This window comes from Bacillus nitratireducens (assembly GCF_001884135.1).
GTDB classification, from domain to species: domain Bacteria; phylum Bacillota; class Bacilli; order Bacillales; family Bacillaceae_G; genus Bacillus_A; species Bacillus_A nitratireducens.
Map to the genome: position 1 here is coordinate 121,104 of NZ_MAOC01000027.1, position 17,281 is coordinate 138,384.

The 17,281-nt window shown below is 32.1% G+C and carries 15 protein-coding genes; 6 read left to right on the top strand and 9 right to left on the bottom strand.

Annotated elements, in window-relative coordinates; genetic code table 11:
- Positions 1-2: 2 nt before the first annotated feature.
- The 5 genes from BAU23_RS11820 to BAU23_RS11840 form a co-directional block, all read right to left on the bottom strand.
- Complete coding sequence (locus BAU23_RS11820) at positions 3-998, bottom strand: hypothetical protein (protein WP_071734501.1); 996 nt, start codon at positions 996-998, stop codon at positions 3-5.
- Positions 999-1,115: 117 nt separating this feature from the next.
- Positions 1,116-1,883 (bottom strand): arylamine N-acetyltransferase family protein, encoded by a 768-nt coding sequence (locus tag BAU23_RS11825; RefSeq protein WP_071734502.1) that lies wholly within the window; start codon positions 1,881-1,883, stop codon positions 1,116-1,118.
- Between the two features lie 138 nt (positions 1,884-2,021).
- Positions 2,022-2,525 (bottom strand): MepB family protein, encoded by a 504-nt coding sequence (locus tag BAU23_RS11830; protein ID WP_016129530.1) that lies wholly within the window; start codon positions 2,523-2,525, stop codon positions 2,022-2,024.
- A 107-nt stretch (positions 2,526-2,632) separates the two neighbouring features.
- Complete coding sequence (locus tag BAU23_RS11835) at positions 2,633-3,001, bottom strand: DUF4180 domain-containing protein (RefSeq protein WP_000403432.1); 369 nt, start codon at positions 2,999-3,001, stop codon at positions 2,633-2,635.
- Between the two features lie 171 nt (positions 3,002-3,172).
- The gene (locus BAU23_RS11840; protein ID WP_033670181.1) at positions 3,173-3,865 is read right to left on the bottom strand and encodes an HAD family hydrolase; all 693 of its coding nucleotides are present in this window, start codon (positions 3,863-3,865) and stop codon (positions 3,173-3,175) included.
- A gap of 436 nt (positions 3,866-4,301) precedes the next feature.
- On the opposite strand from BAU23_RS11840, the gene BAU23_RS11845 reads away from it, so the two are divergent.
- Positions 4,302-4,967 carry a response regulator transcription factor gene (locus tag BAU23_RS11845; protein WP_016129528.1) on the top strand — a complete coding sequence of 222 codons (666 nt, stop codon included), beginning with the start codon at positions 4,302-4,304 and terminating at the stop codon, positions 4,965-4,967.
- On the top strand, positions 4,960-6,462 hold the full coding sequence (locus BAU23_RS11850; protein ID WP_071734503.1) for a sensor histidine kinase: 1,503 nt from the start codon (positions 4,960-4,962) through the stop codon (positions 6,460-6,462). The genes BAU23_RS11845 and BAU23_RS11850 overlap by 8 nt, the downstream gene beginning before the upstream one ends.
- Positions 6,463-6,492: 30 nt before the next feature.
- Here the strand turns inward: BAU23_RS11850 and BAU23_RS11855 are convergent, their stop codons facing one another.
- Positions 6,493-7,785, bottom strand: a complete 1,293-nt coding sequence (locus tag BAU23_RS11855) for a hypothetical protein (RefSeq protein ID WP_071734558.1) — start codon at positions 7,783-7,785, stop codon at positions 6,493-6,495.
- 467 nt (positions 7,786-8,252) lie between these two features.
- Here BAU23_RS11855 and bla point away from each other — a divergent pair, with 467 nt between their 5' ends.
- On the top strand, positions 8,253-9,185 hold the full coding sequence (gene bla, locus BAU23_RS11860) for a class A beta-lactamase (protein WP_071734504.1): 933 nt from the start codon (positions 8,253-8,255) through the stop codon (positions 9,183-9,185).
- A 256-nt stretch (positions 9,186-9,441) separates the two neighbouring features.
- Here bla and BAU23_RS11865 read toward each other — a convergent pair whose 3' ends face one another.
- Both BAU23_RS11865 and BAU23_RS11870 read right to left on the bottom strand, forming a co-directional pair.
- Positions 9,442-10,119: an ABC transporter ATP-binding protein gene (locus tag BAU23_RS11865; protein ID WP_000447830.1), complete on the bottom strand. Its 678-nt coding sequence runs from the start codon at positions 10,117-10,119 to the stop codon at positions 9,442-9,444.
- Between the two features lie 11 nt (positions 10,120-10,130).
- Positions 10,131-11,561, bottom strand: coding sequence for an ABC transporter permease (locus tag BAU23_RS11870; RefSeq protein ID WP_016129524.1), 1,431 nt, complete (start codon positions 11,559-11,561; stop codon positions 10,131-10,133).
- A gap of 514 nt (positions 11,562-12,075) precedes the next feature.
- Here BAU23_RS11870 and BAU23_RS11875 point away from each other — a divergent pair.
- The 3 genes from BAU23_RS11875 to BAU23_RS11890 all read left to right on the top strand — a co-directional run bounded on the left by BAU23_RS11875 (position 12,076) and on the right by BAU23_RS11890 (position 15,733).
- The gene (locus tag BAU23_RS11875) at positions 12,076-12,537 is read left to right on the top strand and encodes a GNAT family N-acetyltransferase (protein WP_016129523.1); all 462 of its coding nucleotides are present in this window, start codon (positions 12,076-12,078) and stop codon (positions 12,535-12,537) included.
- 393 nt (positions 12,538-12,930) lie between these two features.
- Positions 12,931-13,932, top strand: a complete 1,002-nt coding sequence (locus BAU23_RS11880; protein ID WP_071734505.1) for an alpha/beta hydrolase — start codon at positions 12,931-12,933, stop codon at positions 13,930-13,932.
- Positions 13,933-14,776: 844 nt separating this feature from the next.
- A complete protein-coding gene (locus tag BAU23_RS11890; protein ID WP_016129521.1) occupies positions 14,777-15,733 on the top strand; it encodes an alpha/beta hydrolase in 957 nt (318 codons plus the stop codon).
- Positions 15,734-15,821: 88 nt separating this feature from the next.
- On the opposite strand, the gene BAU23_RS11895 is transcribed toward BAU23_RS11890, so the two are convergent.
- Complete coding sequence (locus BAU23_RS11895; RefSeq protein ID WP_016129520.1) at positions 15,822-17,276, bottom strand: pyridoxal phosphate-dependent decarboxylase family protein; 1,455 nt, start codon at positions 17,274-17,276, stop codon at positions 15,822-15,824.
- Between the last annotated feature and the right edge of the window lie 5 nt (positions 17,277-17,281).

A 17,281-nucleotide genomic window follows, 5' to 3' on the forward strand; every position in this document is an offset into this window, starting at 1 on the left:
TATTAATCTTCTACATTTACTCCAACCCTAATTGCTGTATCTATTTGTTGATTGTATACTGTGACTTTTTGAAAAGGATTATGTATTAAAATCGGTGTTAGATCATACACTCCTTTGTCTTTGTTTATAGGAATTTGAGACTTTACAGTATAAACTGTATTTGGTTCTAAATCATAAAATAATACATCTTTATTATCTATAAATTTCATTTGCTCCCAATCAAAGAATTGTATTAATGCATATTGTTTTCTTAAATTACTATTATTGCCGACCTTCGTATAGAAATTCAAATTTTTATCGTTAGTTACTTCTTGAGTTAACCATCTCTTGTAATTATTTTCTTTAGCAATAAAAACACCATCTAAAATATCCTCTGTTTTCATTTCTCCGTAACTATTAAATTTAACTTGATTATTTACAGTCTCATCCCCACCTACTACTGTACTAAATCTTACAAACAGAAGATTTGAGGCATCAGTTTGTTTCCTGAACTCTTCATCCAATATCTTTTTATCTGGGAATTTAGCAATAACAAAAGTTATATCATGCAACCCCTTTGGTAATGGTGGAATTTCTATCGGGATTTCCACTGCTTCTCCCGCACCTACTTGAAAGGTGAAGTCTTTTGCTAACTCTCTATCATCAACTTTAAATTTACTTTGTTTATAATCAACAAGTAGAAACATCTTATAAACTCTTTCAGTTTTAATTAGATTTCCTAAAGAAATAAATTTTTTAAGACTTTGATTTTCTTCTATATTAAAGTTGAAATCCTTCTCGATTTCTCCATTTAGATTATATATTCCTAAATTAATTCCCCCAGTTTTGGCAAAAGGCAATTTATCCCGATTTAATGCACTTTCAATAGTTGATTTGAAATTAGTGCTATCTAATGAAATTCCGGAAGAATGATTAGTTTGTTTTTTATCTTTTGTGCAGCCACTAAACAATAATAATATTAATATTACTAACATATATACTAGCCTAGTGTGACTCATTTCATCACCTCTAATATAAATTTTATACATTCGAAAAGCATATTAGAAGAAATCTTTTAAATCAAAAATGAATAAAATAGCCGATTCTGAATAAGAACCGGCTGGCTATTTGTTTCATCACAACTCAATAGCAAATAAAGTATATAAAAGCTCCCTATATTGATCTTCTGTAATTACGCGTTTCGTTTTTTCCTCATGAATCATTTCAGTTAAACTCGTATTCGTTAATGAGACATGGCCAGATTCCGTCAATTTAACTGCAATTGGTCCCTTATTAAAAATAGATTTCTCATCTTCTATTACTCTTTTTTGAACATTGTTCACTACTGCTTCATCAATGATACGATTATAAAAAGCATGACAAACTTTCCACTCTCCGTTCGTATCTTTTCTTTCTAGAATGTAATTTCCTTTACTTGTGTCTCGTTTTCTCACTCGATACGAACCATTTTTAGAGGAAACAGACTCTCCAGTAAAAGGTACAGGGATTAAAGGTACTAATGAAGCGATACCTACATCAATTAAGTATCGTTCGTTAGCATAATTTAAAATAATCGTTATATGCCCATCCTCAAGTGCCCATGCGTTTATTTCATTTTTATATACGGTTCCAAGTGCAAGTTGTACATCATAACCACAATCTTTTAAAAAGTAGTAAAATAGAGTATTTAATTCATAACAAAGTCCACCGCGAGATGTAGTTAAAATTTTATTCTGTAAATTCCCCATAGTAATTGTATTCGCGTTGCGTGCTATAACATCTAAATTCTCAAATGGTATAGTGTGTGCAAATGCAAAGAGAATTGTATTTAATTCTTCAAACTTAACTTCAGTATGGTTTGCAAGATTCAATCTTGTAAAAAGTTTTTGTTGTAGACTTGTCATAATCAGCACCCCTTAAATTTTATAAGTTAAAATAGTATATGCTGATTGTAAATTTGATGAGGTACTCAAACAATGTACATTTCGTATAACTGTACCGGTACAAAAAGTCTAACTCATAAGATTACTTAAGAAAAGAAGCTACAAATACAAATTTAATAGTTTGTCTATAGGTAAATTATTATGATCGCTTAAATCAACAAAATATTGAAGTTGCCACATTTGGCTCTTTTTAGCTTGGTTGCTAACAGGGATATCCCAAATTGGATAAACTCTCATAGCCATCTTCCCTTTTTGACTTTGCGTTTTTAATATTTTTTCTTTAAGTAGAATTTCATTAGGGAAAATAAATTGTCCTAGCTTATTATCATCAATACAAGTGATAACTAATAAGTCAGGAGCAGCGTTATAAGAAAATGCTTGATTTTGCATATTGTCATCTTTCTCCCAAAAAGAAACAAATTGACCAATTTTATTAGGCGTAATTTTTGATATTCTAAAACGAATGCTTTTATGATTTAAGTGGAATAAACATCCTGCATATTCTGCGTTTTGCTTTTCTTCTTTTAGATTCGTGATTATTAATTTGTTAGGATTGTAAACTAAATTGTTTAATTTTCGGATTGTATCATTAAAAGTGTTCAAGAAAAATCCCCCTTTATTCATTTCTTAGTTTATCACAAACGTTAGTTCTTATATGTTGTAAATAATTAGCGACATGAAAAGAGGAAGATTTTACTGAGGTATTATTATTACTTTAATGTACTTAGTTTTTCAATTGCTTGTTGTTCAGTTGCTAAGTAAAAAATGTCTTTCCCTTTATTACATTCATAAATAAAATCTTTTAAGCTTTTACTAGTATACATAGAGAAATCTCCAATGATAGCAATCTTTACCTTGTAGTTTATAAACTTTTGAAGAATATCACCCGCAAGGCGTGTTTTTAAGTCAAAGAACTTTTCACTTATTAATGATTTGTCGATAATAATATGTTTCGCATCTACTTCATATTGAACTGTTGCCATAAGATCCAACGCAGTTTGAACATCAGATATTAGTACTTTATCATTTTTTATGACCGCAATATTTATTCCATCGATAACTAATTTCTTTATTTCCATAGTCTCACCCCTTTATTACTTACACAGTATGAGTAAATTTGTATTGCAGCTCTTCATATTAATCATAGTTCAAATTAGATACAGCAAACAAAGTAGCCTCTTGTTATTTCAAATATAAATTATTTATATTACTAATACGGTCAATGAAATTATTAAATATCGAGATTGGTTTTACTTGTTATAAAAATATTGTGGTTTAACATAACTTAACAAACTATCCAAAGTATTAATCTCGGCATACGGTTGTATTTCGGCAGTGTTCTTGATTATCTGAGGGTTAAACCATACACCCTTTATATTTGCATTTTGACAACCAGCAATATCCTTTTCTAAGTCATCCCCAACAAATAAAGTATTTTCCGGCTGTACATTTAGCTTATTTAATGCTAATTCGAATATACGTTTATCAGGTTTACTAAGTCCCACTTCTTCAGAGATAATGATAGTATCAAAGTAATTGTTTAAATTTGTGTTAATTATTTTAGCTTTTTGTCTATGCGTTGAGCCATTTGTTATAATTCCAATTTTAAAGTGCCTCTTTATATGATTTAAGAAATGAATAGTATTTTGGTCTATTGAAAAACATTTAGGGAAATTTTCATTCCAGAAATCTTGGATATAATTGTGTGGCAATCTATATTTCGGCGCGAATTCATTAAATAATGATTCTAAAACTATCGTTTTATCACTAATGCCGTATTCCCTTTTATCGTATTCTTTGAATTTCTGTAACATATTGTTTTTGACTGTATCACTAACATCCTCATAACACTTTTCTAAAACAAATAAAAACAATTTATCTACTGCCTTATCCCTATCAAGTAACGTATCATCTAAATCAAACAGCATCGCTTTATAACTCATCAAATAATTTCACAACCTTTCTCACATGATTTAAATAATCCCTAGTTCGCACCTTAGGCCTTTACTAAATTAGCAAAAAAACTCCAAAGTTTGTGGCGTACGCTCTAGAATTTCGCTGGCTTCTTTTATATTTAAATTCATCTCCCTTTCTCCCTTCTAGTAAAGTATCGAAAGTATATTTTCAAACAGTTTAAAAAACTACATGCAATTTACATTATTATACATTAGTTTTTCGTAAATATTAATCGTTCAGCTTTTTATATGATAAGTTTTTTCAAGCACACAAATATTTCTCCATAAAAAAGGAATATGGGTAATAATACTTTTTTATGGAGAATACACAATCTTGAAAATGGAGCTAATACGTTAATCGTCCCACTGTTTCTCCACATAAACTACAGATAGTACGGCTATAATGACTACCAGAGGTGATATTATGAAAAACTATCATATTCTCGTGGTAGAAGACGATCAAGAAATTCAGGAATTAATTAAACAATTTTTAATGACACAACAGTATACAGTGGTAGTCGCATCAGATGGATTAGAGGGTATGACACAATTTAATAAGCAATCCTTTGATTTAATTCTTCTAGATGTAATGATGCCCAATCTTAATGGATTTGAAGTATCCAAGATGATTCGAAGTCAGTCAAACGTACCAATTATTATGCTAACTGCGTTAGAAGAGGAAGAAGATCAAATGAAAGGGTTTGATCTTGGAATCGATGATTATATAACAAAACCCTTTTCGTTTCATGTTTTGATTAGACGAGTCGAAGCTGTACTTAGAAGAAGTTATGATAAAAATGTAAATAATCATTTGGTATTTCAAGAAGTGCGTATCGATGTTGATGCATATAGAGTATATGTAAATGACATTGAAATTTTATTAACGACAAAAGAATTTGAAATTCTACAACTACTATTTCAAAATGAGAGAAAAGTACTCACAAGAGAAAATATCGTAGAAAAAGTTTGGGGGTACGATTATTTTGGAGAAACACGAATAATTGATACACACATTAAAAACCTACGTAAAAAATTAGCTATTCCTTACATTAAAACAATAAAGGGTATTGGTTATAAAATTGATGAGTAGCATTATAAAAATTATGAAGATGAAGCAAATTACTTATAAACTCTTTATGACTACCTCTCTCATTTTGTTATCCTTTGCAGTATTGATTTATTTAATTTTATACTTCTTTCTCCCTACGTTTTATGAGCAATACAAAACAGATCAACTTCAAACAGGGATAAAAGAAATCATTGATAAGTCTAAAGATCTTACGTTTCAAGATGCGATACCACTTTTTGATGAATATGCAAAAAAAAATAATGCGATGCTTTATCTTCAAAATAATGAGGGAATAATTAAATACTCTCCTTCATTTTCTTTTACTCAAAATGGTTCGCAAACAACAGTAGTTACTAGAGCGACACGGTTTGAAAATGCAGGTACCCTTAGCAATTCATATAACGTTACGAAACCAATTCAATTCCAAGATGGTAGTTTAACGCTTATAGTCTTTGCTACATTTCAACCAATTGATGAAGCTTCACAGGTTTTAGTACGCTTTCTCCCCTATATTAGTATCATTGTACTCATAATTGGTATAGGGAGTGCTTATTTCTATTCCAGGTTTATTACAAAACCACTTATTTATATTAATGAGGGTGCACAAAAGATGGCAAATTTAGATTTCTCCGAAAAAATTGAGGTTCGCTCTACAGATGAGTTAGGAGAATTATCTAATAGTTTGAATGACATGTCTATTAACTTACAACAAGCTATGTTTGATTTAAAAAAAGCAAATCAGCAATTAAAAAATGATATTGAAAAAGAACGAGAAATAGAAACAAAACGCAGAGAGTTTTTTGCGATTGTAGCACATGAATTAAAGACCCCTCTTACTGTAATGAAAGGATCCTTAGAAGGGATGATATACAATATTGGCCCTTATCAAAATCGTGATCAATATTTAAAGAAAAATCATCAAATTATTGAAAGTATGGAACAATTAGTTCGTGAAATTTTAAGCATGTCGAAATTAGAACAACACACCTTTAAACTAAAAATAGAAGAAGTTAATCTTTCAAAGTTAATAGGTACAATCACAAAAGATCTCGAATTTTTTGCTTCTCAAAAAAGCATCCAAATAATAAAAGAAATTGATTCTGATCTTTCTGTTTATACAGATCGTGTTCTTTTTGAAAAAGCATGTAAAAATATTATCCATAATGCGGTCATGTATTCACCACATAATGAAAAAGTCTATATAAAGTTAAGTGAGGATTCTAAACAAGGTCAAATCAAAATGCAAATTATGAATACAGGTGTCAATATTAAAGAAGAGGATATACAACAAATTTTCAAACCATTTTATCGAATTGAAAAATCAAGGAATCGAAATACTGGAGGAAGTGGTTTGGGGCTATATATTGTTAAACAAATTCTTGAAACGCTAGATATAAAGTATTCTATAAAGAATATGGAACGTAGTGTACAATTTAGCATGAACATTCCATTATCTAAACAAAAAACAAACAAACAAACTCCCCTCTTAGTAGGACGAGTTTGTTTGTTTTTGTAGTTTTAGTATTGTTATTTTTCGAGTTACTTTTTAAGCATTATTGGGATTAGCCTTTTTACCAATCCACATACCTAAGCCCACCATGCCAAGCCAACAGCAAATTGCTAACATAAACATCAATCGTTGTACGGATAACCCTTCAATCTGCATTTGACTCTTCCCAACAATTGTTTGGAAAAGTTGCGACCATTCGACATTGTAAAATACCCCTACTCCCACAATCACAATCAATATAAAAAATTGTAAAAATATATTCCCCACATTTCTCCATGTTGTGTAAATGAGTAAAGAAAGCTCTCTATGTATAGTATCCACCATATATACTTTCAAATTATTTTGAGAAGAAATACTATTAATGGCATAGCTCCCAAATGTAACGCTAAGGACTATAAATATTGGAGAATAAAACCCGAATATCATGATTAAAGTACTTACTAAAAACAAATGGATTGGATTAACTTTCTTAGCAGCTTTGATATCTAAAAATATGGACATCAAAATCCCTAATAGGTATGGTCCAACTACAATGAAAATACAGATTAACATGTTATAGAAAGTAAAACTATAAAAAATACCTATCAAAAATAAATATCCACTTCCTAATCCAAGTAAAAATGATTCTGCCTTTAAGCGAATTGGTAAAGAAGATGAAAGTTTATGAAAGAACTTTCCTTTCAACAAACCCAAAAACATGAAACAAATAAGCGCTATAGAGAGTAGAAAGAAACAGAAAATATATTGGTCATTATTTATGTTACGACTTGTTCGTATCAAAAGAATAAGCATTGAGACAAAAAGAAACTTTCCTACTACCGATACGATAGAGATAGGTAAAAGCCCTTTGGCTAACTCTGTTCTCGGCATTTTTTTTATAGCAAAAAGGATACTGATTAAACAAATCCCATATGTGCATGTTATCAGCGGCGGCGATAGAAAACTAATCGCTAACAATACGATTATTAGTAAAAGAAAAACGATGCCAATAATAATCGCTTGTTGATTTTTATTATAAATCTTTCCCCCGCCTTCCACATGTAGAAACAATAAAGTACTCGTCATGGTAGAAATTGTACTACCTGCAAAACCAGAAACTAACGCACTTATTTCGAGCCATCTTGAACTCCATCCAAAGAAAGTAACACTAAGTAATGATACTATCAGAATAGAAACAGTCCAATATAAGGAGCGGTGAATCCCAGCCTTATTCACAATAGGTATCCAGATAAACACACCCGTCATATAAGTTGTATAAAACAAGATTGATGGCCAGTATCCCTCAAAGCCTTTCGAAATCTGTAATCCATAAACAATATAAATAAGCATGGGTGTAAAGATAGTCGTTATTAGTAGACTAAATGTAGTTATACTTTGCACCACAAGTCTTTTTTGCTTTGGCGTATGTATCGTATAACACCTCACTTAAAATGAAATCAGTAGTTGTTATTACTTATTTTATCCGAAACGAGGTTGTTATATATGCGCTATCCAATTGAAATTCCCGTTACAAGGAAAATTCAATCTAAATCCATATTAAATTAAGTGAAGTTCAAAAAAATGGATTTTGCGATGCTTAAAAACAAAGTTAATGGATATATTAAAAACTTTAATCATAAATGGAACAAATGTGTTACTTAGATTGTCTATTACGTATAAAAAGGTGCTTTTGGTAGTACTCTCATTTTGTAATGCAAGAAACACATGAGGAGTGCTATCTGGTAGATTTATTAATTGTATCGGTATGTAAAATACCTAAACAAAATCCATATATTCTTGAAAGAGGTTGAAAATGTATGATAGTTTCAAAGAAGTTTTTTCACATTGCACATTATAAAAAGATGCTCCCTGTAGTATTACTTTCATGTGTAACGCTTATAGGCTGTTCCAATAGTAATATTCAATCCGAATCCCCTAAACAAACCAAACAAGAGCATATAAGTAATCAATCTTTTGTTAAGCTTGAAAAAGATTATGATGCTAAGCTTGGTATTTATGCATTGGACACAGGTACGAATCAAACCGTTACTTATCGTTCAGATGAACGGTTTGCATACGCATCTACCCACAAAGCCCTTGCTATAGGAGCACTGTTACAAAAGACATCAATAGAAGATTTAGATCAAATAATTAAGTATACTAGCAAAGATCTTGTGAATTACAATCCAATTACTGAAAAATATGTAGATACAGGTATGGCTCTGAAAGAGCTTGCGGATGCTTCCATTCGATATAGCGATAATACTGCACAAAATCTTATTCTTAAACAATTAGGTGGGCCAAGTGAATTCAAAAAATCACTGAGAGAAATAGGAGATACTGTCACAAATCCTGAACGTTTTGAACCAGAATTAAACGAAGTGCAGCCAGGAGACACTCGTGATACTAGTACCCCAAAGGCATTAGCTACTAGTCTTCAAGCATACGCGCTAGGCGATATACTTTCCATTGAGAAACGGAACTTTTTAATAGATTTGATGAAAAGAAATACTACGGGGGACAACTTAATTCGTGCTGGAGTTCCAGGAGAATGGGAAGTAGCCGATAAGACTGGCTCTGGGTCTTATGGAACAAGGAATGATATTGCAATCATTTGGCCACCAAATAAAAAGCCAATTATTCTTGCGATACTTTCTAATCATGCGAAAGAAGATGCAAAATACGATGATAAACTTATTGCAAATGCAACTAAAATAGTGTTAGACGCTTTAAAAGTAACGAATAAATAATTACTCCAAAGAATGACTTAGTTAAAATTCATATTTCATTTGAAGACCGTTGATATTGAAAGAGTACAAAAAAGAACCTGTAGAATATACTACAAGTTCTTTTTCAAAAATTGTTAAAAAGGGAATAACAAACTATATTAACATTCAATACAGGGAGACCATTTTGATTATGGCTTGGTTATATTGTATATCAAATATAAACATTTGAAGAAACTGATTTCGAAAATTATGTGAATTAAAAACTAGGGTATTTATATTAAATTTCGTTTACTACCAACTTCTTCTTACTTAAATAAACTGCACGATCTGATTTTTTAGCAACTTCCTGTGAGTGCGTTACAACAATAATACATTTATTTTCTTTATGTGCAAGTTCTTGAAACAGTTCTATTATATCCATTGCCGTTTCTTCGTCGAGGTTTCCTGTCGGCTCATCCGCAATCAGTAAATCAACATTACAAGATAACGCTCGAGCGATTGCTACACGCTGCTGTTGCCCGCCACTTAGTTGCAGAACATTTCGTTTCGCTTCTACTTCTGTAAGTCCTACTTTTTCTAATAATTCTAACGCTCTTGCCGTTTTATTTTGCACTTTAACACCTGTAATTTCCATTGCTGTTAAGACATTTTGAAGAGCAGTCATATAGGTAATCAAATTATAAGATTGGAAAATTACCGATACATTTTGATTACGGTACCGATCCAAACCAATTTTTCGAATATCCTTTCCATTAAACAGTACATAACCATTTTTAGGTATATCTAGCCCACAACCTAAGCTAAGAGTAGTGGTTTTACCAGATCCGGATGGTCCTAGAATCGTGTAGAAATGTCCTTTTTGAAAAGAAAAGTTAACATTTTCTAGTATCGCTACTTTTTTTCCGTTACTTTCATAATAATAATCTAAGTTTTTAAACTGTAAAATCGTCTCCATATCGAGCCTCCTTATTCATCTTTTAAAAGAATTTGTTTTGGATTCAGGCGTAGAATAGATAATGCTGGAAGAAGCGTTGCTAATATAGCAATAGCTAGTCCAATCCCCCCCATTTTCCCTACATCTTCTCCTGTTACACTTACATTAATTTTATCAATTGGATCCTCTTTTTGATTTTGTACAGTTCCACCAGGTCCAGCTACCATCACAGTTCCATTTTGTGAGGTGTTTGTTTCTTCTCCTGCTGTAGCAATTTCACTCGAAAGTAAATTATTCCCTATGAATTGAGAAATTTTTGCTCCTGTTGTTATGGATAATCCAAATGCTAAAATAGCGATACATACTACTTCTACTACGAACTGCGCCATCAGTTTCCACTTTTTCTCTCCAATGGACAATAGAATCCCCATTTCTTTACGACGTGCTTTAATCGATAACATAATGATTAAACCTAATATAATCGCCCCTGCAATCGATACAATATAAATAATCATTTGAGAAGTAGAAGAGATATTTTCGATAGGACCAATCATTTGTTTGTACAACGAATCATGTGCATCTAATTTATAATAATTAAAATCAATATCAGATTTTTTTGCTTCTTTTTTAAATGCATCAATGTTTTGTGGATCTTTCAAGAAATACACGACTTGAATGCTACTTATACCTTGATCTACTTCTAATTTTTTCATAGTTGAATGCGGCATATATAGTTTATTAGCTGGATCCATTATAGGAGGGGCCTGTTGACCCATGGCTTGCTCATTCGTTTCGTAAATGCCGATAATTTCAACCTCCAGGGTTTCCTTCTTATCCCCTGATTGCACTTTAACTTTGTCTCCTACTTTCAAATTGTTTAATTCCGCTAATCGTTTTTCCATTAAAGCTACATTCTGATCTTTCATCTGTTCTGTAATTGGTTTCCCATCAATGATTTTACTTTTTCCATTCTTAAAGCTTTCTTGTAATGCAGTTTTGCGAACGCCCTCAATCATAAAAGAAGAATTCATATCTATTTCTGTACCGGAGCTTGAACCGCCTCGTACAGCCGCCATTCCCGCCTTACCTTTTCCTTCTTCTTCTCCTTCTGAAGCTCCTACTAGTTTAAGTCCATCCGAAATTCCGAAAGTGTTAGTTATGTAATTATAGTCTTTTACATACTTTGACTTCGCTAATTGATCTGCTTCTTTTGTATTAAGCTTTGGCGGATTAGGCATCTCTCCGGTTTCCCTAGCTTGTTGACCTAATTTGTCAAAATCAAGACTTAAAGTAACATCTGCACCGAGTTTTTTTCTTGCTGCATCAGCAGCTTTTTTTGATGCATTTTGGATTGTAAATCCTGCCAACACTAAATTTGTAACAATTAGGAAAACCGCCATCAAAATTAATGATGTTCCTACTCTTTTTTTCATACTGAGAATTGCTCGTTTCATAAAGTTCATTTTTTCTTACCTCCTTGATAACTTGTATTCTATATAGGTTATCTAGAGTCTATATGGAGCTAATCAGTAGTTTATCTAGAGATATAAGGAGTTTATGTGTAGTTATTCATTGACCTGGTCAAGAAAAACCGGAACACATATTCAAAAACGTAATCGTTTTTGAATATGTGCAAGGAGGTATATGGCTTTAGATAGCATTGAATGAGAGCATATAAACCCATGCTTATTACGTAATTTCTATACAACAAATAAAAACCACCCTATTTGGATGGTTATATGTGTGCTTGTTAAATATGAAAATTCATTAAAGAATATGGAGGTTTATTGAAGTTGGTCAGATTTTCTAATAATAATATTGTGTTAAAAAGCCTAACTTATAATTTTATAAGTTAGGCTTTAATGCTATCTATAAGAAAAAGTTATAGAGACTCATAATATTTTATAATTTAACCTATTGTATTTAAACAAGTAAAATAAAAGTAACAAGTGCATATATTAAGGAGGTTTTTTAATAGTGACAGAAACTATAACATTTAGGATTGCAACGGCCGATGATTTAGATGAAATTGTAAAAATGCTTGCTGATGATGTTTTAGGAAATAAAAGAGAGCGCTATGAAACGCCACTCCCTGATAGTTATATAAGAGCATTTCACGCTATTGATTGTGATCCAAATAACGAGTTGATTGTAGCCTGTGATGGGACGGAGATTGTTGGTATTCAACAAATTACATTTACGCCTTACATTGCACGTCAAGGGGGCTGGAGAGCTACAATTGAAGGTGTACGGACAGCCTCATCAAAACGTGGGAAAGGTATAGGAAGTAAACTTATTAAATGGGCTATTCAACGTGCTAAATTACGGGGATGTCATTTAGTACAGTTAACAACAGATAAAGAACGACAAGAAGCTTTACAATTTTATAAGAAATTAGGTTTTAAAGATTCTCATGAAGGATTAAAACTCTTTCTCTAATGAATATAGCTATTTATATACCAAAAAGACGTGTATTGTAAGGTTAATTAATTACATTCTTCAAAATTATGGTAAATATCACTGTATTAGGTATACAAATTGACACATTGTCTTTCATATAAATTACGTCACTTCAAAAGGTGTACCTTTTGATACGAAAATAAGAAAGTTAAAGCTCTCTTTTATGAATGAGAATATTAACTTTCTTTTTAGATTTTAGTAAAAATTATTTATAGTTTTATTTTATTGATAGCTTTATAATATAATATACAAATTCCTCATCTGATTTATAATTCAAGCATCTACTATTAGGAAAAGAGAATATTTTATAATTAATTTACAGCATAAATTTTGTCCATCTTTTAGACGATATGTATTTTGGAGGAGGTTAATTTGATTTTTTCAAAACTCATTGATCGATACGCCTTGTATGATTTGCACAAAAAAAGAAGTGTAGAGTTTCAGTATACTTCTCTTTCTAACACCTCACTATATATAAAGGACATAGAATTTTTTTATAAAGTAAAACCATCTCATATTCATTTTAACATTAAGCATTTAAAACAAGAAAAGGAATACATGGTTGGGCAATTCAAATATAAAAGCTCGGTTCAATCTGGTGATTCATGCAACGACTCTGTCACTGGGGAATTATTCTTACATAAAAATGAAGATGCACCTCATGTCATCTTTGTTCACGGTTGGAGGATGGATTCTAACGAACGTGTCAAAAAAATATTCCATGACCATATGACCAACTTGAAGTGGAATATGTATTATTTCACTTTACCATATCATTTTGACAGAAAACCGAACCAATCCCTATACAGTGGAGAGTACATGGTAAGTGCCAATATTGAACGAACTGTAGAAGCAACTAGACAAGGAGTAGCTGATTTACGAACTTTGATCAAATGGATTAAAGCAAATAAAAATGGTCCTTTGATTTTAATAGGAATCAGTTTAGGTGGAGTTATTACTAACTTAACATCTCTTGTTGAACCAGAAATTGATGTGTTAGCATCCATTTTTTACGCGAATCGACTCTCATATTCAATTTGGAAGACAAATCCAGGTAAATTTATTAGAGCAGACTTGGAACATCATGGTGTTACGTATGATGATTTAATAGCTTATTGGAAAATCACCGAACCGAGTCAAGCATTACCAAAAGTAAAAAAAGAAAATATTTTATTAATTTCAGGCAAGCACGATCTATATGTGCATTCTGAGGATACGGACTATTTGTGGGAATCCTGGGAAAGACCTACGCGATATATTTATACATGTGGGCATGCCGGAATTGTCCTTAAACGTAAAAAAATTGCATCTGATACTATCAATTTTATTCAGAATCGATTGGACTCCCAAAACTTCCCCAAAGACATACCTTAAAGTGAGGGATTACTAAGTATAGAATCTTATACTTGTAATCTTTCATTTTATACCAAGTTCATTTCATATGGAAAAGGGTTACTCATCATTTTCACCAGTGGCTTATTTTTATAAAAAGAAATTATTGTTGTTGACCTTTTATATGCAATATTACATATAAAAATCTTTAATTGTTCTGTTATAATTTTAAGAGTAAATTATTCATCCATTAATTTACACCATCCATATCTACAGTTATGGAAACCCTAATTACATAAAAAAAAGAGAAGAACCTTGGTGAGTTCTTCTCTTTTTTTTATTTTTTTAAGATTACTATCCAAAGTAATTATTGCAATTACTTTAAGCTGGCTTTTGAATTATAAATTCTGATTTTCATACTTCTTCATGAGTCTAGATAAGAAAAAAGAATCTACTCCTTTTCTAGCCAAATAAAAGGAATTTTTTTAAACAGTTATTTTATACTGTTCTCCTATATTAATGCCTGCCCATGAGTATTTCCCTGAATTATATATTAAGGAATGAAAATGTATTAATTCTTTCCGAGTATGAATTCGAATAGGTATCACTTGCAATATGTCATTAAAATAAAAAGGATTATCACTTGGTTTAATTAGAAAACTAAGTGTACATAAATACAACGATATGAAAACACTTTGCTCCTAAATCCACTACTTGTATTATTGGTTGCGTGAAACTCCTTCTTGAGAAAGGTTTTAATTTCTGAATATTCTGTTGACTGTTATCGCATATCCAATTTACAATTTAATTGTGATGTTCTTTCACAATTAAACTACTTAGAACACACTTCATTTATTTGAAAACAATTACAAATAGAGGTGCTAAAATGAAAACAAGAGTAAATCCAGAGTTATTACAAGGGTTAGAGATGTTTCCAGATCTCGATTTACGCCCGGAAAACTTGCAAGCAATCAGAGAAGGAATAGCTCAAATGAGACCACCTACCGTTGTTGATGACTCCCTTTCGTTAACAGATGAAGTCATTGTTGGACCAGATGCTAATTCGTTACCATTAAGAATTTATCGCCCAAAATCAAATCATGAATCTTTACCTGTCTTATTATGGATACATGGTGGTGGTTATATCTTAGGGTCTATAGATGATAACGATGATACTTGTATGAGGTTTGCAAAAGAAGCTGGCTGTGTGGTCGTATCTGTAGACTACCGCTTAGCTCCTGAACATCCTTACCCAGCACCAATTGAAGATTGTTATTCAGCTTTAAAATGGATTGCTGATAATGCAGAGTCATTAAACATTGATTCGAATCGAATTGGGGTTGCAGGAGTAAGCGCTGGAGGTGGACTAACAGCAGCATTATCATTATTAGCCCGAGATCGAAAATATCCTTCGATTTGTTTACAAATGCCACTCTATCCAATGATTGATGATCGAAATAATACACCTTCAGCCAATGAAATTAAAGAGGGATTTGTTTGGAATCAAAAGGCAAATGAAGCTGGTTGGAAAATGTATTTAGGAAAAATGTATGGAGCGGATCATATCCCTGCCTATGCAGCACCTTCTCGAGCAGAGGATTATAGTGATTTGCCATATACTTATACATTTGTTGGTCAATTAGATCCATTCCGTAGTGAAACATTGACCTATGTAAGCAAACTAGCGCAAGCTGGTGTTGATGTCGAATTTCATTTATATCCAAATTCCTATCACTGGTTTGAAGGATTAAATCCAAATGCTGATGTATCTATTTACGCTGTGAACGAAATGGTACAAGCAGTAAAGACTGGTTTCAAAAGAGTATCTAAGGTTGAGGCCTAATCCCTTTACTAGAAAAACACTCGTAAATAGTATAATAGCCGATTCTCATTTAGAATCGGCTATTAATATGTAAAATTCACCTAATATATCAAGGTTGAGAAACAGATATAAGATGTTTAGGCGATGTGTTTATTTCCTCTGCCAACGCCTTAATGCTCATCATGATTTGAAGTATTTCTTCTAATGTTGTCCTCGGGTTGATAGAGCAAAGTCGAATTACTACTTTTTCTTTTAATTTAGTCGTACTTAGCATAGCAAATCCTCTTTGATTAATTTCTTCCACCAGTTTTTTGTTTATTTCATGAATTGTTTCTGTAGACGTTCGCTTACAAGGAATATAACGAAAAGTAACAATTCCTAATTGGGCAGGTGTTACTACTTCCCAATCTTTTTCTTTCCTTAAAAACTCTTCAACTTGTTCAGCCAACATAATACCATGATCAATTGCCTCACGAAAAGCTGTGACTCCAAATGCTTTAAAAGAAAGCCATACCTTTAATGCCCTAAATCTACGAGAAAGTTCAATTCCACGCTCCCCAAAATTCACTTTTTCTTCTATATTAGTTTCCGTATCCTTAATATACTCTGGGATCATACGGAACGTTTCACTTAAATATTGGCTATTTCGAATAAGTACACAACCAACATCATAAGGCTGAAAAAGCCATTTATGCGGGTCTAACGTCAAAGAATCAGCACGATGAATTCCTCTTAACAACTCCCTTCCTTTTTCACTGAGAATTGCTGCAGCCCCATAAGCACCATCCGCGTGTAGCCATACATCTTCATCACCACATAGATCAGCCAATTCATCGAGGGAGTCCACCGCTCCGCAATTCGTTGTCCCTGCATTAGCAATAACACAAAATGGTTTTTTCCCTTTTAATCGATCTTCTTTTATTTGCTTTCTTAAAGTACTAACTGAAATTCTTAAATCTTCATCTGTTTCAATTCGGCAAATTTGATGATGTTTAAAACCTAATACTTTAAGTGCTCGATCTACAGAAAAATGAGTTTGGTTAGAAAAATACACAACGGCATTTTCTATGTCATTATTCAGCTTGACCTGTCTCGCTACAGTAAGTGCCGTCAAATTAGCCATGGAACCACCACTGACAAATAGCCCTTCAGCTGAATCAGGGAATCCTAGCATTGATTTTAACCAGTTGATTGTCGTTAATTCAATTTGTTCAGCACCTGCACCTACTATCCAAGCTGTAGGAAATACATTAAACCCACTTGCTAAAAAATCTGCTACTACACCAACATAATTATTAGGACCTGGCACAAAAGCCATAAAATGAGGATGATCCACATGAGTAATTTGATTAAACACATTGTTATTAAGAAAATGAAGTAACTCTTTTGGATTGGATCCGTTTTCTGGAATCGTTTCAATTAGCTTGTCTCTAAAAATATTACTATCAATCGTTTCCGAAACTGGTTTACTTTTTAAATGATTCATATGATCAACAATCAAGTCCACCGCTTGATATCCTAACTGACGCATCTCTTCGGCTGATAACTGCAAGTTTTTTGTCATTTGGT